The sequence below is a fragment of the Pseudomonas sp. M1 genome (assembly GCF_022760135.1).
Taxonomy (GTDB): domain Bacteria; phylum Pseudomonadota; class Gammaproteobacteria; order Pseudomonadales; family Pseudomonadaceae; genus Pseudomonas; species Pseudomonas citronellolis.
Map to the genome: position 1 here is coordinate 6,159,032 of NZ_CP094343.1, position 23,274 is coordinate 6,182,305.

Annotated in this window: 16 protein-coding genes, 1 tRNA gene and 2 pseudogenes; 14 read left to right on the plus strand and 5 right to left on the minus strand. The window is 62.1% G+C overall.

Translation table 11 applies throughout. From position 1 onward, the window contains the following. Positions 1-16 precede the first annotated feature (16 nt). Positions 17-526: a DUF4136 domain-containing protein gene (locus tag PM1_RS27415; protein WP_009615570.1), complete on the plus strand. Its 510-nt coding sequence runs from the start codon at positions 17-19 to the stop codon at positions 524-526. A 426-nt stretch (positions 527-952) separates the two neighbouring features. Continuing rightward, on the plus strand, positions 953-2,179 hold the full coding sequence (locus PM1_RS27420) for a multifunctional CCA addition/repair protein (RefSeq protein WP_009615568.1): 1,227 nt from the start codon (positions 953-955) through the stop codon (positions 2,177-2,179). 224 nt (positions 2,180-2,403) lie between these two features. Here the strand turns inward: PM1_RS27420 and folK are convergent, their stop codons facing one another. Then, a complete protein-coding gene (folK, locus tag PM1_RS27425; RefSeq protein WP_009615566.1) occupies positions 2,404-2,940 on the minus strand; it encodes a 2-amino-4-hydroxy-6-hydroxymethyldihydropteridine diphosphokinase in 537 nt (178 codons plus the stop codon). Next, positions 2,931-3,284, minus strand: a complete 354-nt coding sequence (gene folB, locus PM1_RS27430) for a dihydroneopterin aldolase (RefSeq protein WP_009615564.1) — start codon at positions 3,282-3,284, stop codon at positions 2,931-2,933. Before folB ends, folK begins: the two co-directional genes overlap by 10 nt. An 82-nt stretch (positions 3,285-3,366) precedes the next feature. On the opposite strand from folB, the gene plsY reads away from it, so the two are divergent. Next, positions 3,367-3,936 (plus strand): glycerol-3-phosphate 1-O-acyltransferase PlsY, encoded by a 570-nt coding sequence (gene plsY, locus PM1_RS27435; protein WP_009615562.1) that lies wholly within the window; start codon positions 3,367-3,369, stop codon positions 3,934-3,936. Positions 3,937-4,029: 93 nt separating this feature from the next. On the opposite strand, the gene tsaD is transcribed toward plsY, so the two are convergent. Then, positions 4,030-5,055 (minus strand): tRNA (adenosine(37)-N6)-threonylcarbamoyltransferase complex transferase subunit TsaD, encoded by a 1,026-nt coding sequence (gene tsaD / locus PM1_RS27440; RefSeq protein WP_009615560.1) that lies wholly within the window; start codon positions 5,053-5,055, stop codon positions 4,030-4,032. Positions 5,056-5,258: 203 nt separating this feature from the next. On the opposite strand from tsaD, the gene rpsU reads away from it, so the two are divergent. The 11 genes and pseudogenes from rpsU to PM1_RS27495 all read left to right on the plus strand — a co-directional run bounded on the left by rpsU (position 5,259) and on the right by PM1_RS27495 (position 22,510). After that, positions 5,259-5,474 (plus strand): 30S ribosomal protein S21, encoded by a 216-nt coding sequence (rpsU, locus tag PM1_RS27445; RefSeq protein WP_003085057.1) that lies wholly within the window; start codon positions 5,259-5,261, stop codon positions 5,472-5,474. A 189-nt stretch (positions 5,475-5,663) separates the two neighbouring features. Then, the gene (gene dnaG, locus PM1_RS27450; protein ID WP_043299887.1) at positions 5,664-7,673 is read left to right on the plus strand and encodes a DNA primase; all 2,010 of its coding nucleotides are present in this window, start codon (positions 5,664-5,666) and stop codon (positions 7,671-7,673) included. A gap of 78 nt (positions 7,674-7,751) precedes the next feature. Continuing rightward, the gene (gene rpoD / locus PM1_RS27455; protein WP_009615539.1) at positions 7,752-9,602 is read left to right on the plus strand and encodes an RNA polymerase sigma factor RpoD; all 1,851 of its coding nucleotides are present in this window, start codon (positions 7,752-7,754) and stop codon (positions 9,600-9,602) included. Positions 9,603-9,721: 119 nt separating this feature from the next. Next, positions 9,722-13,456, plus strand: coding sequence for a bifunctional diguanylate cyclase/phosphodiesterase (locus PM1_RS27460; protein WP_009615538.1), 3,735 nt, complete (start codon positions 9,722-9,724; stop codon positions 13,454-13,456). 16 nt (positions 13,457-13,472) lie between these two features. After that, positions 13,473-13,549, plus strand: a tRNA-Ile gene (locus PM1_RS27465). A gap of 177 nt (positions 13,550-13,726) precedes the next feature. After that, entirely contained in the window at positions 13,727-14,497 is a 771-nt protein-coding gene (locus PM1_RS27470; RefSeq protein WP_009615537.1) for a nuclease-related domain-containing protein, read from the plus strand. 84 nt (positions 14,498-14,581) lie between these two features. Next, positions 14,582-16,366, plus strand: coding sequence for an ATP-dependent nuclease (locus tag PM1_RS27475; protein ID WP_009615535.1), 1,785 nt, complete (start codon positions 14,582-14,584; stop codon positions 16,364-16,366). Next, positions 16,366-18,186: a site-specific DNA-methyltransferase gene (locus PM1_RS27480; RefSeq protein ID WP_043299885.1), complete on the plus strand. Its 1,821-nt coding sequence runs from the start codon at positions 16,366-16,368 to the stop codon at positions 18,184-18,186. The genes PM1_RS27475 and PM1_RS27480 overlap by 1 nt, the downstream gene beginning before the upstream one ends. Positions 18,187-18,188: 2 nt before the next feature. Then, positions 18,189-18,962, plus strand: a complete 774-nt coding sequence (locus PM1_RS27485) for a DEAD/DEAH box helicase family protein (protein ID WP_009615531.1) — start codon at positions 18,189-18,191, stop codon at positions 18,960-18,962. Continuing rightward, complete coding sequence (locus PM1_RS27490; protein WP_202964458.1) at positions 18,881-20,842, plus strand: DEAD/DEAH box helicase; 1,962 nt, start codon at positions 18,881-18,883, stop codon at positions 20,840-20,842. The genes PM1_RS27485 and PM1_RS27490 overlap by 82 nt, the downstream gene beginning before the upstream one ends. Before the next feature lie 482 nt (positions 20,843-21,324). Further along, positions 21,325-22,510 (plus strand): annotated as a pseudogene (locus PM1_RS27495) (Fic family protein). Positions 22,511-22,530: 20 nt separating this feature from the next. Here the strand turns inward: PM1_RS27495 and PM1_RS27500 are convergent. Continuing rightward, positions 22,531-22,955, minus strand: a pseudogene (locus tag PM1_RS27500) (PIN domain-containing protein). Continuing rightward, positions 22,955-23,209, minus strand: a complete 255-nt coding sequence (locus PM1_RS27505) for a type II toxin-antitoxin system Phd/YefM family antitoxin (RefSeq protein ID WP_009615526.1) — start codon at positions 23,207-23,209, stop codon at positions 22,955-22,957. Before PM1_RS27505 ends, PM1_RS27500 begins: the two are co-directional and overlap by 1 nt. Positions 23,210-23,274: the final 65 nt, after the last annotated feature.

A 23,274-nucleotide genomic window follows, 5' to 3' on the forward strand; every position in this document is an offset into this window, starting at 1 on the left:
CCCAGCCGAGGTCGCCATGCGTCTTTTCGCCATCCTCCTGCTCTGTCTCGCTCTCGCGACCTGCACCACGCAGGTCCCCCAGGCCCGCGTGACCCAGGCGGCGGACAGCCGCCTGGCCGGCCTGCAAGCCTTCCAGCTGATGCCCCCGGAAAACGCCGTCGACGCCCTGCCCTACGCCAGCCGCTACCCGCTGATCAACGCCTGGCTGCGCCAGGGCCTGGAAAGGCGCGGCTACCGCGAAGCCGGCGCCGCGCAACTGCGCGTCTACTACTGGCTGGCCCTGCGCGATGCGCCGCTGGAATTCAAGGTCGACGTGCCGCCGCCGCAGGCGCTCGGCCCCTACCTGGCCATCCACCGCCTGCGCGACGAAACCGGCACCCTGCGCGTGCGCCTGACCGACCTGCAGGACCGGGTGCTCTGGGAAGGCACCGTCAGCACCGGCTTGAGCCCGGCCCACGCCAGCAGCGAGCTGCTGCGCCACGCAGTCGAAGCACTGGTAAGCCAGATTCCCCAGGCCACCCCGTAGGATGGTGTTGAGCGAAGCGATACCCATCACCGCAACCGCATGGGTTTCGCAAGCTCAACCCATCCTACGGTGCGTGTTTGCCGTAGGCGGACCTTGCACGCGATAGCCGGAGGTTCCGGTGCGATTCGCGGATGAGATCCTACACTGCCCCACCCGTACCATTCCCCTGTAGGAGCGCGCCCTGCGCGCGATTTCGCGGGCAGGGCCCGCTCCTACAATTTGCTGTGAGGTATGGAGTTTCCTCGTAGGAGCGGACCTTGTCCGCGATAGCCGGAGGTTCCGGCGCGATTCGCGGATGAGATCCGCTCCACGCCATTCCCCTGTAGGAGCGGGCCCTGCCCGCGATTCGCGCGCAGGGCCCGCGCCTACAGGCTTGCCCCCCGCTCTCCGAAGCCCGAAGCTATCCCCCTGACAGGAGAAAGCTTCATGCAGATCTACAAGGTAGGCGGCGCCGTTCGCGACCGTCTGCTCGGCCAAGCGGTCAGCGATACCGACTGGGTGGTGGTCGGCGCCAGCGCCGAAGACATGCTCGAGAAGGGCTATCGCCCGGTGGGCGCGGACTTTCCGGTATTCCTCCATCCCAAGACTGGCGAGGAATACGCCCTGGCCCGCACCGAACGCAAGAGCGGCCGCGGCTACGGCGGCTTCACCTTCTATGCCAGCCCCGACGTGAGCCTGGAAGAAGACCTGGTGCGCCGCGACCTCACCATCAACGCCATGGCCGAGGACGACAACGGCCGGCTGATCGACCCCTACGGCGGCCAGCGCGACCTCGAAGCCCGCCTGCTGCGCCACGTCTCCCCGGCCTTCGTCGAAGACCCGCTGCGCGTGCTGCGCGTGGCCCGCTTCGCCGCGCGCTTCGCGCCGCTGGGCTTCAAGGTCGCCGACGAAACCCTGGCGCTGATGCGCGAGCTGTCCGAATCCGGCGAGCTGGAAGCCCTGACGCCCGAGCGCAGCTGGAAGGAAATCGCCCGCGCCCTGATGGAAGCCCGCCCCGACGTGTTCGTCCAGGTGCTGCGCGACTGCGGCGCCCTGGCCGTACTGATGCTCGAGGTCGACGCCCTGTTCGGCGTGCCGCAACCAGCCCAGCACCACCCGGAAATCGACACCGGCGAACACCTGCTGGCCGTGCTGCGCCAGTGCGCCGAGCACCGCCAGCCGCTGACCGTACGCTGGGCCTGCCTGCTCCACGACCTGGGCAAGGCGCGCACCCGCCGCGAGGACTGGCCCCGGCACATCGCCCACGAACACCTGGGACTGCCGTTGATCGACGCGGTCAACGCCCGCTTCAAGGCGCCGCGCGACTGCCAGGAACTGGCGCGCCTGGTCGGCGAGTACCACACCCATGCCCACCGCGCCCTGGAACTGCGGCCCAACACCCTGCTGGAGCTGTTGCAGGCCTTCGACGTCTACCGCCGGCCGCAGCGCTTCGAGGAGTTCATCGCCGCCAGCGAAATGGACGCCCGCGGCCGCCACGGCCTGGAAAACCGCGCTTATCCACAGGCCGACTACCTGCGCGGCGCCGCCAGGGCGGCCCGCGAAGTGGCGGTGCAACCGCTGCTGGAGAAAGGATTCAAGGGCGCGGAACTGGGCGAAGCGCTCAAGCGCGAACGCCTGAAGGCACTCAAAGCCTACAAGGAAGCCCACCCGTAGGGCGTATAACCGTTCGCGGTTATACGCCGCCCCCCCCAGACCACCGCCAACTCCAAGGCTGAACCCGGAGTGGCCTGGGCCCCAAGTCAAACGGCGGATAACGTCGAACGTTATCCGCCCTACGCCCCGCCCTCCTGTAGGAGCGAGCTTGCTCGCGAACAGCCCCGGCACCGAGCAAGGCCAGGGTTCGCGAGCAAGCTCGCTCCTACGAAAGGCAGACGGAATCAGGCCGCCGGGTGCGCCGCGATCAATTCCGCCGGCGTCAGCTCGGCGCCGCGCCACTGGAAGGGCACCGGCCACAGGCGCTGGTCGATGTCCGCCTCGGCCCAGAGGCTGGCGAAGTCACGCCCGACGCCCGGATGACGCACATCGGGCGCCAGCAGCGCCAGCGGCCAGAGCACGAAGGCGTTCTTCAGCACCTCTGCGCGCGGCAGCACCAGGCCGTCGAACTCGCCATGCAGGTCGCCATAGAGCAGCACGTCGATGTCCAGCGGCAGGCCCTTGCGCTCCGGCGCGTAGCGGCCGTTGTCGGCCTCGATGTGCTTCAGGCGCAGGCTCAGCTCGGCCAGCGGCAGCTCGGTCTCGCCGGTCACCACCAGATTGATGAAGGGGCCGCTGCGGATGCCCACCGGTTCGCTTTCGAACACCGGCGAGCAGCGCAGGTTGCGGACGAAGCCGGTAAGCGCCTCGAGCCCGGCGTGCAGATGGCGCTCGCGCTCGATGTTGCTCCCCAGGCCGAGGAAAACGGTGGTCAGCGGCATCCGCGTTCGATCTCCACGCCAACGCCGGCGGCAGCGGCGACCGCCCCCGGCTTGGTCACCCGCAGGCGCAGCCAGCGGATGCCGAATTCGCCCATCAGCAGCGCGGCCAGGCGCTCGGCGAAGGTTTCCACCAGTTGGAAATGCGCGTCACGGGCGAACTCGCCGATGCGCTCGGAGAGCACCGCGTAGTCCAGCGCCTTGGCGATGTCGTCGTCGGCCGCCGCCGGGCGGATGTCCCAGCCCAGGTCCAGGTCCAGACGCAGGCACTGGCGTATCCCCCGTTCCCAGTCGTAGACGCCGATCACGGTGTCCACTTCCAGGCCCTCGATAAAAACTCTGTCCACTTACTGCTGCTCCAAGGCCAGTGCACGACAAGCGTACGCCACCCCGCTAGAATCGGGGACAGTCTCGTCCCCGGTGGAAACCATGGTCTGGCTCTTGGCGATCCTCGCCTACCTGCTCGGCTCGCTGTCCTTCGCGGTACTCCTCAGTCGCCTCTTCGGCACCGCCGACCCGCGCGCCGGCGGCTCCGGCAACCCCGGCGCCACCAACATGCTGCGCCTGGCCGGGAAGAAGGCCGCCATCCTCACCCTCGTCGGCGACCTGGCCAAGGGCCTGGTGCCGGTGCTCGTCGCCCGCCTGTTCGGCCTGGGCGCGATGCAGGAGGCCTGGGTCGGCGTGGCGGCGGTGATCGGCCACCTCTACCCGCTGTACTTCAACTTCCGCGGCGGCAAGGGCGTGGCCACCGCCGCCGGCATGCTCCTGGCGCTCTACCCGCCGGCCGCGCTGCTCGCCGCGGTGGCCTGGCTGCTCACCTTCAAACTGTCACGCACCAGCTCGCTCGCCTCGCTGGTCGCCACTCCGCTCACCCTGCCGCTGCTGGCCTGGCAACTGCCGGCGGCGCTGCTGCCGATGACGGTGCTGACCGGGCTCATCGTCTGGCGCCACCGCGGCAACCTGCGCGACCTCGTAGCCGGGCGCGAGCGACATTTCTAGGACAGGGAGCTTCAAGCCACCAGCGACAAGCTGCAAGCGAAAAGTGGCGGCACGCCGCTGGCAGCTTGCCGCCTGTCGCTTGCAGCCATCTTTTTATACCGCCGGCAGCGACTCCATCGGCCAGCGCGCGCGCACGTCGATCGCCGGGCCGTCGTGCTGGCCGGCCAGCAGGCGCTGGCAGCCGGCGTAGGCGATCATCGCGCCGTTGTCGGTGCAGAACCGCGGGCGGGCATAGAACACCTGGCCGCGGAGTTCGCCGAGCATCTTCTGCAGGTGCTCGCGCAGGGCGCGGTTGGCGCTCACCCCGCCGGCGATCACCAGGTTCTTCAGGCCGGTCTGCTTGAGGGCGCGGCGGCACTTGATGGTCAGCGTCTCGACCACCGCCTGCTGGAACGCCAGGGCGATATCGCAGCGCGTCTGCTCGCCGTCGTCGCCCGCCTCCCGGCAACGCTGCCAGGTGTTCAGGGCGAAGGTCTTCAGGCCGCTGAAGCTGAAGTCCAGGCCCGGACGGTCGGTCATCGGCCGCGGGAAGACGAAGCGCCCCGGCGTGCCTTGTTCCGCCAGGCGGGCGATCTCCGGGCCACCGGGGTAGCCCAGGCCGAGCAGCTTGGCGGTCTTGTCGAAGGCCTCGCCGGCGGCGTCGTCCAGGGACTCGCCGAGCAGCTGGTAGCGGCCGATGCCATCCACCCGCACCAGCTGGGTGTGGCCGCCGGAGACCAGCAAGGCGACGAACGGGAACTGCGGCGGCTGCTCTTCCAGCATGGGCGCCAGCAGGTGGCCTTCCATGTGGTGCACGCCGACCGCCGGTATGCCCCAGGCGAACGCCAGGGCCTGGGCGCAGGAGGCGCCGACGAGCAGCGCGCCCACCAGGCCGGGGCCGGCGGTGTAGGCGATGGCGTCGATCTGCTCCGGCTGGCAGCCGGCCTCGTCGAGCACCTGGCGGATCAGCGGCAGCATGCGCTTGACGTGGTCGCGCGAGGCCAGCTCGGGCACGACCCCGCCGTAGACGCGATGCAGGTCTATCTGACTGAACAGCGCGTCGGCCAGCAGGCCGTGTTCGCTGTCGTAGAGGGCGACGCCGGTTTCGTCGCAGGAGGTTTCCAACCCCAGCACACGCATGGGTTCGAGCCTTCAACTCTGGGCAAATGGGAAGCGGCGCATGATAATCGCCCGCTGCGGGTACCGACCAGCGTTTTTCGATCGGAGGCTTTGCATTCCTGAGCCCGAACCGTTAATATCCGCAACCCTTGAAAACCGCCGTCTCCAGTGCCTACTGCCAGGAGCGCGATAAATCCCCGGTAATCATTGAAGGTACGACCTGGATGCCCGCCGTCAAAGTTAAAGAGAACGAACCCTTCGACGTAGCCCTGCGTCGTTTCAAGCGCTCCTGCGAAAAAGCCGGTGTACTGGCTGAAGTCCGTAGCCGCGAGTTCTACGAGAAGCCCACCGCCGAGCGCAAGCGCAAGGCCGCTGCTGCCGTCAAGCGTCACGCCAAGAAAGTGCAGCGCGAACAGCGCCGCCGCGAGCGTCTGTACTGAGTTCGACTCAGCCGCACGCTCTGCACATCGCCCGGCCCACTCGCCGGGCGAGTGCCTGAAAAGCTACACCGCACTCCGATTCGCACCTGGCGAAGCTCGGAGTTTTTTGCTTTTCACGCCCCATGAAATGCCATACTCCAAGCCAGCCTTGGGTGTATGCCTGGGTCCATCCTGCGTCCCGACGAGTCTATGGCCGGCCTGATTCCGCAATCCTTCATCGATGACCTGCTCAACCGCACCGACATCCTCGATGTGGTGAGTTCGCGCATCCAGCTGAAGAAGACCGGCAAGAACTACAGCGCCTGCTGCCCGTTCCACAAGGAGAAGACGCCCTCCTTCACCGTCAGCCCCGACAAGCAGTTCTACTACTGCTTCGGCTGCGGCGCCGGCGGCAACGCGCTGGGCTTCATCATGGACCACGACAACCTGGACTTCGTCCAGGCCGTGGAGGACCTGGCCAAGCGCGCCGGCATGGACATCCCCCGCGAGGAAGGCCGGCGCGGCAAGCCGCGGCAGCCGACCGACTCGCCGCTGTACCCGCTGCTGAACGCCGCCGCCGACTACTACCGCCAGGCACTGAAAAGCCACCCGGCGCGCAAGGCCGCGGTGGAGTACCTCAAGGGCCGCGGCCTGACCGGCGAGATCGCCCGCGACTTCGGCCTGGGCTTCGCCCCGCCGGGCTGGGACAACCTGCTCAAGCACCTGGGCGGTGACAACCTGCAGCTCAAGGCCATGCTCGACGCCGGCCTGCTGGTGGAGAACCCCGACAGCGGCAAGCGCTACGACCGCTTCCGCGACCGGGTGATCTTCCCCATCCGCGACAGCCGCGGGCGGGTGATCGCCTTCGGCGGCCGGGTGCTGGGCGACGACAAGCCCAAGTACCTGAACTCCCCGGAAACCCCGGTATTCCACAAGGGCCAGGAACTCTACGGGCTGTTCGAGGCGCGCAAGAACAACCGCGACCTCGACGAAATCATGGTGGTGGAAGGCTACATGGACGTGATCGCCCTGGCGCAACAGGGCATCCGCAACGCCGTGGCCACCCTCGGCACCGCCACCAGCGAGGAACACATCAAGCGCCTGTTCCGCCTGGTGCCGAACATCCTGTTCTGCTTCGACGGCGACCAGGCCGGGCGCAAGGCCGCCTGGCGCGCCCTGGAATCGGCCCTGCCGAACCTGCAGGACGGCCGCAAGATCCGCTTCCTGTTCCTCCCCGAGGGCGAGGACCCGGACAGCCTGGTCCGCGCCGAAGGCCCCGACGCCTTCCGTGCGCGCCTGGTGCAGCAGGCCCAGCCGCTGGCCGACTACTTCTTCCAGCAACTGATGCAGGAAGCCGACCCCAGCACCCTGGAAGGCAAGGCGCACCTGGCGACCCTGGCCGGCCCGCTGCTGGAGAAGATCCCCGGCAACACCCTGCGCCTGCTGATGCGCCAGCGCCTGGGCCAGCTCACCGGACTGAGCGGCGAGGCGCTCAACCACCTGAACGCGCCACGCTCAAGCAGTAGTGGCCAAGGGCACGGCCAAGCCACGCCAAGCGTCGCCCCGGACAGCCACGCGCATGAATACAGCGACTACGATGTAGGCCACTTCGCCGATCACGGCGAGCCCAGCTACCAGGACAGCGCCAGCTATTTCGAGGCGCCGTCGGATTTCGCTGGCGGCAAAGCGGGCAAGAAGCCCTGGAAGGGCGAGCGCAAATGGGACGGCAAAGGTGGCAAGGGCGGCAAGCGCGGCGACTTCGCCCCGCGCCAGCCGCGCACCGAGATCAGCGTCGAATCGCCCACCCTGACTGCGCTGCGCACCCTGCTGCACCACCCGCAGCTGGCGCAGAAGGTCGAGGACGCCAGCCATTTCGCCAACGAAGGGCAGACCTACTCGCAGCTGCTGGCAGCGCTCGTCGAAGCGCTGCAGAAGAACCCGAAGCAGCGCTCGATGCAACTGATCGCGCGCTGGCACGGCACCCCACAAGGACGCCTGCTGCAGGCCCTGGCGGAAAAGGAATGGCTGATCGACCAGGGCAATCTTGAAAAGCAGTTCTGCGACACCATTACTACACTTGCACACAGTCAACTGCACAACAGCCGCGAGGCGCGGCTGCGCAGCGTGATGCAGAAGAGCCCCAGTGAACTGACTGACGAAGAGAAAGCTCTATTGAGGGAACACTTCAGCAATGCCTCTTCACCAGGCCCCCAGAGCTGAACTGGCGCCTGAAGCCTCGAAGCTGGTATAATCCTCGGCTTATTTCAGCCCGCCAAGACCTTCAGTGGATAGGGTGTTATGTCCGGAAAAGCGCAACAGCAATCTCGTCTCAAAGAGTTGATCAGCCGTGGTCGTGAGCAGGGCTACCTGACTTACGCGGAGGTCAACGACCACCTGCCGGAGGATATTTCCGATCCGGAACAGGTGGAAGACATCATCCGCATGATCAACGACATGGGGATCAACGTATTCGAGACAGCCCCGGATGCGGATGCCCTGTTGCTGGCCGAAACCGATACTGACGAAGCCGCAGCCGAAGAGGCCGCCGCTGCCCTGGCCGCGGTGGAGAGCGACGTCGGCCGCACCACTGACCCGGTGCGCATGTACATGCGCGAAATGGGCACCGTGGAACTGCTGACCCGCGAAGGCGAGATCGAAATCGCCAAACGCATCGAGGAAGGCATCCGCGAAGTCATGAGCGCCATCGCCCAGTTCCCTGGCGCGGTGGACGGCATCCTCGACGAATACCAGCGGGTGGTCAGCGAAGGCGGCCGCCTGTCCGACATCCTCAGCGGCTACATCGACCCGGACGACGGCTCGGTTCCCGCCGAGGAAGTCGAACTCGACCTCAAGGACAAGGGCGGCGACGCCAAGGCCAAGGATGACGAGGAAGAGGACGAGGAGTCCGACGACGACAGCGAAGACGAAGGCGACGGCGGTCCGGACCCGGAAGAGGCCGCGCGCCGCTTCGGCCTGGTCGCCGACCAGCTGGACAAGACCAAGAAGGCGCTGAAGAAGCACGGCCGCGGCAGCAAGCAGGCCGATGCGGAAATGCTCGCCCTGGCCGAACTGTTCATGCCGATCAAGCTGGTGCCCAAGCAGTTCGACGCCCTGGTCACCCGCGTGCGCGACGCCCTGGACCAGGTGCGCCGCCAGGAACGCGCCATCATGCAACTGTGCGTGCGTGACGCCCGCATGCCGCGCGCCGATTTCCTGCGCCTGTTCCCCGGCCGGGAAACCGACGAAGCCTGGGTCGACAGCGTGCTCAAGGCCAAGCCGAAGTACGCCGAAGCCCTGGAGCGCGTGAAGGACGACGTCATCCGCAACCAGCAGAAGCTGTCCGCGCTGGAAAGCAACGTCGACCTCAAGGTCTCCGAGATCAAGGACGTCAACCGCGCCATGTCCATCGGCGAGGCCAAGGCCCGCCGCGCCAAGAAGGAAATGGTCGAGGCGAACCTGCGTCTGGTGATCTCCATCGCCAAGAAGTACACCAACCGCGGCCTGCAGTTCCTCGACCTGATCCAGGAAGGCAACATCGGCCTGATGAAGGCGGTGGACAAGTTCGAATACCGCCGCGGCTACAAGTTCTCGACCTACGCCACCTGGTGGATCCGCCAGGCGATCACCCGTTCGATCGCCGACCAGGCGCGCACCATCCGTATCCCGGTGCACATGATCGAGACCATCAACAAGCTCAACCGCATTTCCCGCCAGATGCTGCAGGAAATGGGCCGCGAACCGACCCCGGAAGAGCTGGGCGAACGCATGGACATGCCGGAAGACAAGATCCGCAAGGTCCTGAAGATCGCCAAGGAACCGATCTCCATGGAAACCCCGATCGGTGACGACGAAGACTCGCACCTGGGCGACTTCATCGAGGACTCCACCATGCAGTCGCCCATCGAAGTGGCGACCAGCGAGAGCCTCAAGGAAGCCACCCGCGAAGTCCTCGCCGGCCTCACCGCGCGGGAAGCCAAGGTGCTGCGCATGCGCTTCGGCATCGACATGAACACCGACCACACCCTCGAGGAAGTCGGCAAGCAGTTCGATGTGACCCGCGAGCGTATCCGCCAGATCGAAGCCAAGGCGCTGCGCAAGCTGCGCCACCCGTCGCGAAGCGAACACCTGCGCTCCTTCCTCGACGAGTGATCGAAGACCCCCCGGCACAGCCCGGGGGTTTTTCTTTCAGGGATACTGGCAGGGGGCTACTGGAGCGGCCGGGGCCCGACTACACTTCGGCATATCCACTCCCCGGGTCCGAGGCTCCCATGCCGCGTCTGCAGGCTCTTCTGTTGTGCTTGGCATGCTGGGTCCTCCAGGCGCAGGCGCTCACCCTCACACCGGAAGAGCAGGCCTGGCTGCGCCAGCATCCGCAGCTGCGCCTGGGCGTGGACGCCTCCTGGCCGCCCTTCGAATTCCGTGACGACCAGGGCCGCTACCAGGGGCTCGCCGCCAGCTACGTGCAACTGATCAGCGACCGCCTGCAGGTCGGCATGCAGCCCAGCGAACCGAGCAGTTGGAACGAAGTCCTGCAGCAGGCGCGCAACGGCCAGGTCGACCTGCTACCGGGCATCATGGCCACGCCCGAACGCAGCGAATACCTGACCTTCACCCGCCCCTACCTGGACTTCCCCATCGTCATCCTTGCCCGCAAGGATGGCCCCAACCCGGAAAACCTGCGGGCGCTGTACGGCCTGAAGGTCGGCGTGGTCGACCACTACGCGCCCCATGAACTGCTGATCGCCAAGCACCCGGACCTCAACCTGCTGCCCCTGCCGAGCGTCGCGGCGGCCCTGCAGGCCCTGGCTACCGGGCAGGTCGACGCCTTCGTCGGCGACTTCGCCTCCAGCGTCTGGAGCCTGCGCCAGCTCAAGCTCGAAGGCATCCAGATCAGCGGCGAGACGCCCTATCGCTACCAGTTGGCCATGGCCGTGCCGCGCAACGATGCAATGCTCGCCGGCATCCTCGACAAACTCTTCGCCGAACTCAGCAGCGACGAGGTCGAAGCCCTGCAGACACCCTGGGTCGGCGGCCTGCTGGACAACCGCCCGGCCTGGTCGCACCACCTGCTAAGCATCGGCCTGCCGGCCCTGCTGGTGAGCCTGGCGATAGTCGCCATCCTGGTAGCGATGAACCGCCGCCTGCGCGGCGAAGTGGCGCGGCGGGTGAGGCTCGAACAGGCCCTGCGCGACAGCGAGCAGCATTTCCGCGGCCTGGTCGAGAGCATGGCCGCCATCGCCTGGGAAATGCGCCTGTCGGAAAACCGCTTCACCTACGTCTCGCCCCACGCCCAGGAACTGCTGGGCTACCCGCAGCACGAATGGCTGCAGCCGGGCTTCTGGCAGCGCACCCTGCACCCGGCCGACGCCGAACAGGCGGTGAGCTTCTGCTTCTCGGAAAGCCGCGCCGGGCGCAACCACAGCCTGGACTACCGGATGCTCGCCGCCGATGGCCGCGTGGTGTGGATCCGCGACATCGTCACCCTCATCCGCCACGGCGACGAACTCATCCTGCGCGGCCTGATGATCGACATCACCGAGGCCAAGCGCACCGAGCAGGCGCTGCGCCTGTCCGAGCAGAAGTTCGCCTCGGTGTTCCACCACTGCCCGGACATCATCGTCCTCGCCCGGCGCATCGACGGGCGCCTGCTGGCGGTGAACAGCACCTTCGAACAGCAGGTCGGCATTCCCGCCAGCGAAGCCCTGGGCAAGACCGCCACCGAGCTGAACATCTGGAGCGAACCGGGCATGGGCCCGCGCATGCTCGAACGCCTGCAGGGCGAGAACCTCAACAACATCGAGATCAGCCTGCACCGCCGCGACGGCACCCGCTTCACCGCCCTGCTCTCGGCCCAGCGCGTGGCGCTGGACGACACGCCCGCCCTGGTGGTGGTGGCGCGCAACATCTCCCAGCTCAAGCAGACCCAGGAGCAACTGCGCGCCTCCGAGGAAAAATTCGCCAAGGCCTTCCACGCCTCCCCCGACGGCATGCTCATCACCCGCATCCGCGACGGCCTGCTGCTGGAGGCCAACGAAGGCTTCACCCGCATCACCGGCTACGGCCGCGAGAGCGCCAGCGAGCGCTCGACCCTGGAACTGGGCCTGTGGGCCGACCCGCAGGACCGCGAGCGCCTGCTGCAGATGATTCGCGAACGCTCGACGGTGCAGGACTTCACCGCCTTCATACGCACCCGCGAAGGCGCTGCCCGGCTCTGCGAACTCTCGGCGCACCACATCGTCATCAGCGGCGAAGACTGCCTGCTGACCATCGCCCGCGACATCACCGAACGCCAGCAGATGCAGGAAAAGCTCACCCTGGCCGCCACCGTGTTCGAAAGCACCGCCGAAGGCGTGATGATCACCGACGCCAGCCAGCGCATGATCGCGGTCAACCGCGCCTTCAGCGAAATCACCGGCTACGGCGAGGACGAAGTGCTGGGCCAGTCGCCGCGCCTGCTGGCCTCGGGGCAGCACGACAGCAGCTTCTACGTCGCCATGTGGCACCACCTCAACGCCGAAGGCCACTGGCAGGGCGAGATCTGGAACCGGCGCAAGAGCGGCGAACTCTACCCGGAGTGGCTGACCATCAGCGCCGTGCGGGGCAACAACGGCGAAACCAGCCACTTCGTCGGCGTCTTCGCCGACATCTCCACGCTCAAGTACGCCCAGGCCCGTCTCGACTACCAGGCCCACCACGACCCGCTCACCGGCCTGCCCAACCGCCTGCTGTTCGAATCGCGCCTGACCTCCGCCCTGAAGGAAAGCCAGGAAGAACAGCAGCTGGGCGCCGTGCTGTTCCTCGACCTGGACCGCTTCAAGCACATCAACGACAGCCTCGGCCACCCGGTCGGCGACCAGCTGCTGAAATCCATCGCCCGGCGCCTGCGCGAACAGCTGCGCGACATCGACACCGTAGCCCGCCAGGGCGGCGACGAATTCATCATCCTGCTGCCCGGCCTGCACCAGAGCGCCGACGCCGAGCACGTGGCGAAAAAACTGCTGAACTGCTTCAGCCACGCCTTCGTCGCCGATGACAAGGAATTCTTCGTCAGCGCCAGCATCGGCATCAGCCTGTTCCCGGTGGACGGCAAGGACGTCGCCACCCTGGTGAAGAACGCCGACGCGGCCATGTACCGGGCCAAGGCCCAAGGCCGCAACCGCGTCGAGTTCTACACCCGCGAGCTGACCTTCCAGGCCAACGAACGCGTGGCCCTGGAACACGAACTGCGCCGCGCCCTGGAAACCCACCAGCTACAGCTCTACTACCAGCCCAAGCAGGCCCTGGACACCGGCGCGCTGGTCGGCGCCGAGGCGCTGATCCGCTGGAGCCATCCCAAGTACGGCGCCATCCCGCCAGACCGCTTCATCCCCCTGGCCGAGGAAACCGGGCTGATCCTGCCCCTGGGCACCTGGGTGCTGGAAGAAGCCTGCCGGCAGATGAGCCGCTGGCAACAGAGCCACGCAGCCTTCGGCCCACTGTCGGTGAACCTCGCCGGCGCCCAGCTCTATCAGCACGACGTGGTAGACCAGGTGCGCGAACTGCTGCAGCGCTACAACCTGCACGCCCCCAGGCTGCAACTGGAGATCACCGAGAACTTCCTGATGCACCAGACCGACGAGGCCCTGACCACCCTGCACGCCCTGAAACGCCTGGGCGTGCAACTGGCCATCGACGACTTCGGCACCGGCTACTCCTCGCTCAGCTACCTCAAGCAACTGCCGCTGGACATCCTCAAGATCGACCAGTCCTTCGTCCACGGCCTGCCGGACGACCCGCACGACGCCGCCATCGCCCGCGCCATCATCGCCCTGGGCCGCAGCATGAACCTGACCATCATCGCCGAAGGCGTGGAACGCGAAGAACAGGAACGCTTCCTCGCCGAAGAAGGCTGCGACCAGGTCCAGGGCTACGCCCTCAGCCCGCCCCTGCCTGCGGAACAGTTCGCAGCCCGCTTCCTCACCCCACTGCATCCGATTGGCACCGCGCAAGGGACGCCGGTATAATCCGCCGGCCTTCTGGGGGCCTATAGCTCAGTCGGTTAGAGCAGAGGACTCATAATCCTTTGGTCCACGGTTCGAGTCCGTGTGGGCCCACCACCTTCAAAGCCGCGCATTGCGCGGCTTTGTGCTTTCTACAGCCGTAGTATCTGGATCAGCGCTTTGGTCCCAAGGTACGAAAACGGTACAGCGCCGTTACGCCAGCGTTCCCGTGAAGTCCTTCGTGCTTAGTTTCGGTAAGATCCGCACAATCAAAGGATCGCCGAAGGTCAAGAAATGGACTTCACCCCCATCATCGCTCAGGTCTGGGGCACTGCCGCCTGGTTTATCCCGCTGATACTGCTGATCGGCCTGCTCAAGTCGCCTTGGGCCAAGGGCCACATCGGCGAACTCCTGGTGCGGCTGTTTGCCCACTGGCAGTTGGACAAGCAGACCTACCGCCGCCTGCACAATGTCACCCTGAGCACGCCAGACGGCACCACCCAGATCGACCACGTATTCCTCTCGCCCTACGGCATCTTCGTGCTGGAAACGAAGAACATGAGCGGATGGATCTTCGGCAACGAGAAGCAGGCGCAGTGGACGCAGAAGATCTACAAACGCACCTTCAAATTCCAGAGCCCGCTGCGGCAGAACTACAAGCACCTCAAGGCCCTGGAAGCCACCCTTGGCGTCAACCCCGAGCACCTGCATTCGGTCATCACCTTCGTCGGCGGCAGTACCTTCAAAACCGATGTGCCGGCCAACGTCACCCAGGGAATCGGCTTTATCCGCTACATCAAGTCGTTCCGGCAACCAGTGTTCAGTACGACCGAAGTCGAAACCATGCTGAATGCCCTCCAAACCGGGCGACGCACGCCGACATACGCCACCCACCGCGAGCACGTGCAGAACCTCAAACGCCGTAGCGATCCGACAGCAGAGCGGCAATGCCCGAAATGCGGCAGCACACTACTAATCCGCACCGTGAAATCAGGGCCGAAAACAGGGCAGCAATTCTTGGGCTGCTCGGCGTTTCCCAAGTGCCGGACGATGCAAAGACTCTAGAACACAGCCCCTGAACTACGACAGATATAGAGTCGCGTAGATCTGCATAGCGACTTTGACACATCCAAAATATAAGGACTCAAAATGCATCGCTTGAGCCACCTCGTAATCAAGAACTTTCGTGCTTGCCGTGATGTTTCTCTCCCCCTTGAAAGCTACACACCTCTGGTAGGCCAAAATAACGCTGGCAAGTCCACCATTCTTCAAGCTATTGGTTGGGTACTCAAACCCGGAGCACTTGCTACCGCTGATTTTTTCGACGCAGAGCAGCCAGTAGAAATCGCGGCATGTATCGAAGGTATCAACGAAGAGGTGCTAGCTCGTATTCCTGAAGAAAAGCACCGTCAGGCAATAGAACCGTATTGCCGCGAGGGCCGCTTATGGATTCGTGTTGTGGCCACCGGGCCAAGCACCAAAGCAATCACCAAGGAAGTCTGGGATATAGCTCAATGTCTCGATACCGGCTTACCCTCACACTGGCGCGCCTACCCTACAGGCCTGCCGCAAGCAGTTTCGGTTCTGCTACCTGAGCCGCTGGTGATCCAGGCCATGCATGACATTGGCGAAGACTTAGGCAAAGCGAAAGCAGGCACCACCATCAAAGCCTTGCTCGATGAGATAATGGTTCCAGTGCTCGAAGCACATGCAGACCTGAGTCACGCACTCGATACAATTAGGCAAATTCTTACTGCAGGCGGCAACAATCGCTCTGCTCATTTACAACAGTTTGATAACGATGCAACTGCATCGCTGGCACACTTTTTCCCTGGGCTGTCGCTAGATCTCGACCTACAGGTGATCGATTTAAAAGAGTTCTTCAAGGCAGGTGATTTACACGTCACCGACAACATGATAGGTGATCGACGTCGTTTTGACCAAATGGGCACAGGTGCCCAACGTGCCATTCAAATGGCATTGATCCGCCACTTGGCGGGAACGCGTGCGGGAGATGTCCGTCGCCCTTCACGTCGTCTCTTGCTCATTGATGAACCCGAACTGTACTTACACCCTCAGGGTGTAAGACGTTTACGCCAAGCACTCGCCAGCTTGGCTGAAGCTGGCTTTCAGGTCGTCTTCGCCACACATTCACCCCTGATGCTGAGCCGTGAGAACACTGCCGACATAGTAATCGTGGGGAAAAAACCAGATCGCGGCGTAACCACTCAAAAACCACTCCGCCAGGCAGTTGATGAAGCGCTGAATAATGCTGAAAGCCAATCGCGTGCATTGTTTGAGTTGGGCAATCTAGCGGACATCTACTTCGCTGAGCGAGTGGTACTGTGCGAGGGTAAAACTGACCGCCGTTTGCTACCACTGGCGTACGAGCGGCTTTACGGAACCCCTCCGGAACTGGATCATGTCGCCTTTGTATCGCTGGGCTCCTGTGCCGACATACCCAAAGCGCTTCCAGTGCTAGCGGCCATGGGGATTAAAGCTTGCGCAGTAGTAGATCTGGATTTTTGCTATACCCATGCCCGGTCTGGTGGCCTGTTGGGGAAAGATGCCGAAGACTTGAGTGACGCCAAAGCTCGCCTAGCCCGTATGCAACCGGATCATGGTTTCACCCTAAGCGGTAATGGACTACCTCAGAATGACAAGCAAAAAGGCTGGATGGCAGCCGACGTTTGGGCTCAGTTCGCCGCAGATGACGAAGGGCGCACCATTGCTGAACGCTCTCACGAAGCGTTGAAGGCCAACGGGGTGTGGGCCTGGACACAGGGTTGCATCGAACAGGTAACGAATACCGTCGACAAGGGCGAGGAAGCCATCATTGAACAAGAGCAGCTGCTACGCGCCATGGCAGCTGCTGATATAGAACAACAAGTGCCCGCTTTCAAAGCGTGCTTTGACTGGATCAGGAGTTTGTAATGCCAACGTTGGAATTTAAGGGTAAGCAGTTTGTTTATTCTCACCACCTCGGGGTGCCGTTCCGCGAGTTACAGGTCGTACCTGAAAAGTCGCAACCCACTGAAGGTAAACAGCCGTCGCTAGATGACAATCTGATTATTCATGGTGACAACTTGGAAGCGCTAAAAGCGCTGTTGCCCACTCATGCAGGCAAGGTGGATTGCATTTTTATCGACCCTCCCTATAACACCGGCAAGGAGGGCTGGAGTTACAACGACAATGTCCGCTCACCACTAATGAAGGAATGGCTGAAAAAATCAGCCAACCCAGTGGATAAAGAGGACATGGAAAGGCATGACAAGTGGCTGTGCATGATGTGGCCAAGGCTGAACCTTCTGAAGGATCTTCTAAGCCCTACTGGTGTAATCTTTGTAGCCATTGATGATCATGAAGGTCATCGACTAAGAGATCTTCTCGACGAAATATTTGGAGAAGAGCAGCATGTAGCCACTCTAGTTTGGCAAAAAAGATATTCGAGGGAGAACCGAGAGGCCATTGGAGACGTTCATGACTATATCCACGTATATGCGATGAATAAAGAGCATTTCAAGGCCACTCGTAACAAGCTATACCCTACTGAGGATCAGCTTAAGGTTTATAGCAACTTTGATCCCGAAAAAAATGATAGCTGGCGTCCGATACCAATGACTGCCCAAGGGCATAGAAAGAATCAGATGTACGAGATTGTGGCTCCTGGCGGCAAGGTCCATACACCACCTCCAGGCCGGTGTTGGAGCATGGTGGAAAGCGAGTTCGAAAAATTTCGAAAAGCAGGTAGAGTTTATTTCGGACAGGACGAAAACTCGCAGCCAAATATTATCAGGTACACGTCAGAAATCGAGGGGTTTGTGCCGTGGACATGGTGGCCCAGCGATGAAGCAGGACATACTGACGAGGCTAAAAAAGAACTCACGGAAGTTATGGGAGGGCCCGTTAAAGACTTTGACACGATCAAGCCAGTTCGACTGCTTTCAAGAATTTTGGAGATTGCCACCCACAAAGACTCTCTTATTTTAGACTCTTTCGCAGGGTCTGCAACTACTGCACATGCTGTTCTTGGAGCGAACAAGAAGGATGGCGGCAACCGGCGATTTATTCTTATTGAGTGCGAAGACTACGCCGACACCCTTACTGCCGAACGTGTTCGTCGCGTAATTAAGGGTTACCCCTACACAGGTATTAAACGTGAAGAGCTATACCGGGAAAATATCACTTGGAGCTCTTTCGGGAATGAGAAAAGACATAAGAAGGTGATGGACCACATTGCTTCCATCGAGAACCTTCACGGTCATGAGTACGACAGTATTAAGAAAGAGATCAAGAATGGCGTACTGACTGTAACCGGTCAGCGCACGGTGAAAGAAACCGCGCTGGGTCTTGGTGGCAGCTTCACCTACTGCACCCTAGGTGAGCCCATTGACATTGAAAGTCTACTGACCGGAGAGGGAATGCCCGGTTTTGAAGCTCTGTCCCGTTATGTGTTCTACACCGCCACTGGGCAGTCGCTGGATAAGGTGAGTAAGCCAGCTACGGATGGCCTGATCGGGGAAACCGACCTATTCCGTATCCACCTGTTCTATCAGCCCGACAAGGTGTGGCTGCGGTCGAATGACGCTGCACTGAATGCCGAGCGAATGGCCGCGATTGAAGCCGGTAACCAGAATGGCAAGCGGGCCATCGTGTTCGCAGTGGCCAAGTTCATGAGCCAGAAGGAGCTGACGGCGCGGCGCATCGAATTCTGCCAACTGCCTTATGCCGTCCACCGGATCCTGGGGGATTGAGCATGGAGCTCAAAGAATACCAACAAGGGGTACTCGATCGGCTGGACCGCTACCTAACTGTGCTGGCAGAGAAGCGTGAAGAAGCCGAAGACTTTGTCGAGTTTCAGAAGAGCAAGGGCAAGGCGGCGAGCCTAGGCGATTATTGCCGAGAAGCTTGGGATCAGCTCAATACGGAACGCTTGTTGCCCTATCTCTATCACGACGGCAAGCCGGTGGTGGCCTCGTACCTGTCGCGTCATGATGGCTTGGGTGGCTCGATTCCGAGTACCTGTCTGAAGGTACCAACCGGCGGCGGCAAAACACTGTTGGCAACCGCCTCCCTTGAGCGAGTACAGACGGATTACTTCAAGCGTCAAACCGGCATGGTGCTATGGGTCGTGCCCTCGGATGCGATTTACCGGCAAACATGGAAGCAATTGGCCAACAGGGAGCACCCTTACCGGCAGATGCTGGAACGGGCGTCTGGTGGCCGCGTGAAGCTACTTGAGAAGGGAGATACCTTCACTCGCAAGGATGTAGAAGAGCAGTTGTGCGTCCTGCTGCTGATGCTGCCTTCTGCGGCGCGCCAGTCCAAGGAAACACTGCGAATGTTCCGAGACAGCGGCCGCTTTACTTCCTTCTTCCCCTTGGAGGACGACAACGAAGCCAATATGCAGCTCTGCTGGGGCAAGTGCCCAACCTTGACCAGAATGACTTGGCCGACCTCGGGTATGCCGATGGCGTTGTGCCTGGTTCGGTATCGATCAAACAAAGTCTGGGTAATGTGCTCCGGCTAGTGCGCCCGGTGGTCGTGATTGATGAGGGCCATAAAGCCTATTCCGATACGGCCCGCGACACTCTGGCTGGCTTCAATCCGCGCTTCATCCTAGAGCTGTCAGCAACACCCAATACTAACGGCAGGCATCAGTCGAACGTGCTGGTCAACGTTCCAGGGACAGACCTCAAAGATGAGGAAATGATTAAACTGCCGATCAATGTCATCAACGAAGACAAGGGCGGCTGGAAGCACACACTATCGCTGGCTCATGCCAAGCAACAGGAATTGGAAGAGGCTGCGCTGGCGTTCCAGAATACGTCTGGCCGTTATATTCGTCCTATCGTACTGGTGCGAGTGGAACGTACAGGCAAAGAGCAGCGCGATGCAGGGTTTGTGCATGCCGAGGACGCCCGTGAATACCTGCGCGACCAGCTAGGGGTGAAGGAAGAGCATATTCGCCTCAAGACCTCCAGTGATGATGAACTGGCAGACGAAGACCTGTTGTCACCTACCTCTGCGGTACGCTTCATAATCACTAAGGATGCCCTGCGTGAGGGCTGGGACTGCCCTTTTGCCTACGTGCTAGCTGTTCTTTCGCGCACGACGGCCACAACAGCCCTGACCCAAATGATAGGGCGCGTACTGCGGCAACCTCATGCCAGGACAACAGGCGCGGAAGCGCTGGATGAGTGTTACGTCTTCACCTTCGATCAGGATGTAACGGACGCAATAAATGGAGTGCGCAAGGGGCTGGAAGACGAAGGCATGGCAGACCTGGCCTCTAGCGTCAAAGCAGTAGATCCAGGCAACGGGCAGGCCCGTAATATGCGCAGGGAAACAGTAGGGCGAAATCAGAAATTTGCCGGACTACCGCCCATCTTTCTGCCCCGCGTTTTACATCGGGATAGCAGCGCCTCGGATGGCTACCGTGCGCTGGACTACGAGCGTGATGTGCTGGGCGCATTGGATTGGGATGCTTTGCAGTTTCTGTCTGCTGACAAGGCCGCTATGGATGACGACAAGCTGCAACGGACAGTGGCACGTGTGACGGTCTTGGATAAAAAGTCCAAAGAGTCTGGGCAACAGGATTTCCAGCTTGACCATCAGGAGATTGAGGCCCTGCCGAAAGAGGGGCTAGATGCCCCCTATCTGGTGCGTCAGCTATTGGACGTTGTGCCCAACCCATGGCAGGGCATGCGTCTTCTTGAAGAGACTCTTGGTGCGCTGCGCGCCAGCGGGGTCAGTGAGGAACAGATTTATATCAACCGGCTCGACTTAGTACACACCATGAAGATGGATCTTCGTGGACAGGTGAGTACCATGGCAGAGTCGCTGTTCCGCGCCAAGCTGGCGAGCGGTGATATCGCCTTGCGGTTGGTGTCGCCCAATGATCCGGCGTTGAACTGGAAAATAGCCGAGACGCTGGAAATAGACGTGGCTGATATTGATCCGCTGCTGCACCGGAAAAATGGCGAGCCTTTGGAGAAAAGCCTGTTCGAGAAGGTCTATCAGAAAGAGTTCAATGATCTGGAAAAGAACACGGCCTGGTATCTGGATGAGCATAAGTGCGTGTACTGGTGGCACCGTATCGCTGTAAATCAGCGCTCATACGGCCTGCAAGGCTGGCAACGCCACCGCGTGTACCCCGACCTTCTGGCCTGCGTGCATGGCACGGAGAATGGCAAATTCCGCTTCTCGGTACTGGAAACCAAGGGCGACCACCTCAAAGGCAATGATGACACCGAGTACAAGCGTAAGCTGTTCGATCTGTTGACCCAGTATGCCGATGAGGCTACCACGATAGGTCAGCTTGACCTGGCATTCCAAGGTGAGCAGATTCAGTTTCAGCTTTTGATGGAAAACGATTGGAAGCAGGCCGTCTCAGCGACACTTGGATAACCCAAGCCCAGTTTGACCTTCTATTGCTTTTGTACGGCAAAGAACCGCCAGCTGCCGCTCACATGCGGCAGCTGGGCAGTACAAAAAACAGTACACTGACGGTACAGTGCCCAGCTTTTACAGATTTCGCCAAATTACGCTTAATCCCCTCTACGACGCTACTTTCAGCTAATTGTACCTGCGCGAAGCTACGCACGATTTCACTGGGTTTGCAGCGTTTCTAGGCAACTCATAATCCTTTGGTCCACGGTTCGAGTCCGTGTGGGCCCACCACCTTCAAAGCCGCGCATTGCGCGGCTTTGGCATTTCTGGGAGAGGCTTTCAGGCCCTTCCGGCCCCTTCAGAGCCCGCCGAAGTGCCCACAAGACGTCCACATTCACTCCACGGGTAGCTGGACGCTGAGCCGAATAGCTCGCACAATCGGCTCACTCAATGAGCCGAATAGTCCATTTATTCGGCTCACCCCCCTTGGAAGACATGCCATGAACGAGCCCCTCTGGATCTGGCAGCAGCCTGACTGGCCGGATTTCCGCTGGCAGGCCGAGCGTCTTGCCCCGCTGCTGCGCAGTTGTGCCCAGGCCCAGGGGCGTCTGCTGGGCATGGCTGGGACGATCGATGCCGGCAGTGATGCGGAGAATGCGCTGGATGCGTTGCTGCAGAATATCGTCACCAGTTCCGCCATCGAGGGCGAGCAGTTGAATGTCGAGTCGGTGCGCTCCTCCCTGGCGCGGCGGCTGGGCCTGGAGAGTGGCGGGCGCGGTACGCCGCGCTCCGAGGGCTTGGCCGAGCTGATGCTGGATGCCACGCGCGGCCATGCGCAGCCACTGACGCTGGAGCGCCTGCTGCATTGGCACCGCCTGCTTTTTCCAATGGGCGACACGTCTCCACACGCTCGAATCCACGTCGGCGATCTGCGGGGCGACGAGCCAATGCAGGTGGTCTCTGGCCGGCTCGACCGGCCCACGGTGCATTTCGAGGCACCGCCACGCGCGGGGCTGGAAGTGCAGCTTCTGGCCTTTCTCGACTGGTTCGCCAGCAGCCGTGCCGATGTTGCTTTGGACCCACTACTGCGAGCCGGCATCGCGCACTTCTGGTTCGTGACCCTGCATCCCTTCGATGATGGTAACGGGCGGCTGACTCGCGCCATCACCGACCTGGCCCTGGCTCAGGGCGAGCAGCAGGCCATCCGCTTCTATGCCATGCCCGCCAGCATTCTCGAGGATCGGCGCGGCTACTACCGGATACTGGAAAGCCGCCAGAAGGCTTCGCTCGATATCACCGCCTGGCTGGAGTGGTTCCTGGCCACCCTGCTGAAAAGCCTGGAGCAGGCGCTGGCACGTATCGACCGGGTTCTGGGCAAGGCGCGCTTCTGGCAGGCGCACCACGGAGCAGGTGCTTTCAGCCGAACAGCTGAAGGTGCTCAACCGCCTGCTCGATGGCGATCTGCTGGGCGAACGCGGCGGGTTCGAGCAAGGCATCAGCGCGGCCCAGTACCAGGCCGTGGCGAAGGTTTCCAAGGCAACCGCAACCCGCCATCTGGGCGACTTGCTCGACAAGGGCTGCCTGGTCCGCCTGCCAGGCGGCGGGCGCAGCACTCGCTACCAGATCAATTGGCCTGCCTCGACCTTGCCAGCAGCCAAGCGACAGGACGACCGCGAAGAGCGCTGAATCGTGTAGAAAACAAGCCTCTATTGCACCGCCTCCCACGGATTGAGGATGAACACTCCTGTCGCTTCGAAATCAGCCACATTGCGAGTGACTACCGTCATGCCATGAACGAGGGCCGTCGCGGCAATGAGCGCGTCACGCTCGCCTCGCTTGTCGGGTACGTGCAACCGGGCGCAGCGTTGCGCCACCGCTGTATCGATTGGCAATGTTCGTCCAGAGAACTCCGGCAACAATGTTGCTCCAGCCACGCACGCAGCAAGGCCCCTTGGGTGGCGTCTTTTCGCTCAATCGGCAGAACACCGAGCTTCAGTTCCATGATGGCGATGGCAGACATGAAAAGCTCGGCGGCATCGACGCTTTCACTCCATGCCGCAACGTTCGGGTCAGCTTTGCCGGCCCGAACCTTTCGCAGTTCGGACACCACGTTGGTGTCGAGAACGAACATCATGAGAAGTCAGCCGGCTGGGTGCCGATGATCACACGTGATGCTTCAAACTCGATGTCCGCAACGTCCGGCATAGCCAGAGAATCGGCAATGTTGCGACGCTGCTTCGTAAGCCGCTGGTATTCCTCGATGCTCAACAACACATGAGCGGGCTTGCCACGATTCGTGATGAACACCGGCCCTTGCTTGGCCGCCTTCTTTGCGCGGGTAACATCCTGGTCAAGTTCTCGACTGGATAGAGTCGTGATGGTCATGGCGGTACCTCCAGCATCTCTGGATAGCTCGCACAATCGATTCATGAAATGAGCCGAATAATCTG

Coding starts and splice junctions, on each gene's coding strand:
- dnaG (WP_043299887.1), top strand. CDS start 5,664: ATGGCCGGCCTGATTCCGCAATCCTTCATCGATGACCTGCTCAACCGC.
- rpoD (WP_009615539.1), top strand. CDS start 7,752: ATGTCCGGAAAAGCGCAACAGCAATCTCGTCTCAAAGAGTTGATCAGC.
- PM1_RS27420 (WP_009615568.1), top strand. CDS start 953: ATGCAGATCTACAAGGTAGGCGGCGCCGTTCGCGACCGTCTGCTCGGC.
- PM1_RS27505 (WP_009615526.1), bottom strand. CDS start 23,209: ATGACCATCACGACTCTATCCAGTCGAGAACTTGACCAGGATGTTACC.
- PM1_RS27415 (WP_009615570.1), top strand. CDS start 17: ATGCGTCTTTTCGCCATCCTCCTGCTCTGTCTCGCTCTCGCGACCTGC.
- PM1_RS27470 (WP_009615537.1), top strand. CDS start 13,727: ATGGACTTCACCCCCATCATCGCTCAGGTCTGGGGCACTGCCGCCTGG.
- rpsU (WP_003085057.1), top strand. CDS start 5,259: ATGCCCGCCGTCAAAGTTAAAGAGAACGAACCCTTCGACGTAGCCCTG.
- tsaD (WP_009615560.1), bottom strand. CDS start 5,055: ATGCGTGTGCTGGGGTTGGAAACCTCCTGCGACGAAACCGGCGTCGCC.
- folK (WP_009615566.1), bottom strand. CDS start 2,940: ATGCCGCTGACCACCGTTTTCCTCGGCCTGGGGAGCAACATCGAGCGC.
- PM1_RS27485 (WP_009615531.1), top strand. CDS start 18,189: ATGGAGCTCAAAGAATACCAACAAGGGGTACTCGATCGGCTGGACCGC.
- plsY (WP_009615562.1), top strand. CDS start 3,367: ATGGTCTGGCTCTTGGCGATCCTCGCCTACCTGCTCGGCTCGCTGTCC.
- PM1_RS27460 (WP_009615538.1), top strand. CDS start 9,722: ATGCCGCGTCTGCAGGCTCTTCTGTTGTGCTTGGCATGCTGGGTCCTC.
- PM1_RS27480 (WP_043299885.1), top strand. CDS start 16,366: ATGCCAACGTTGGAATTTAAGGGTAAGCAGTTTGTTTATTCTCACCAC.
- PM1_RS27475 (WP_009615535.1), top strand. CDS start 14,582: ATGCATCGCTTGAGCCACCTCGTAATCAAGAACTTTCGTGCTTGCCGT.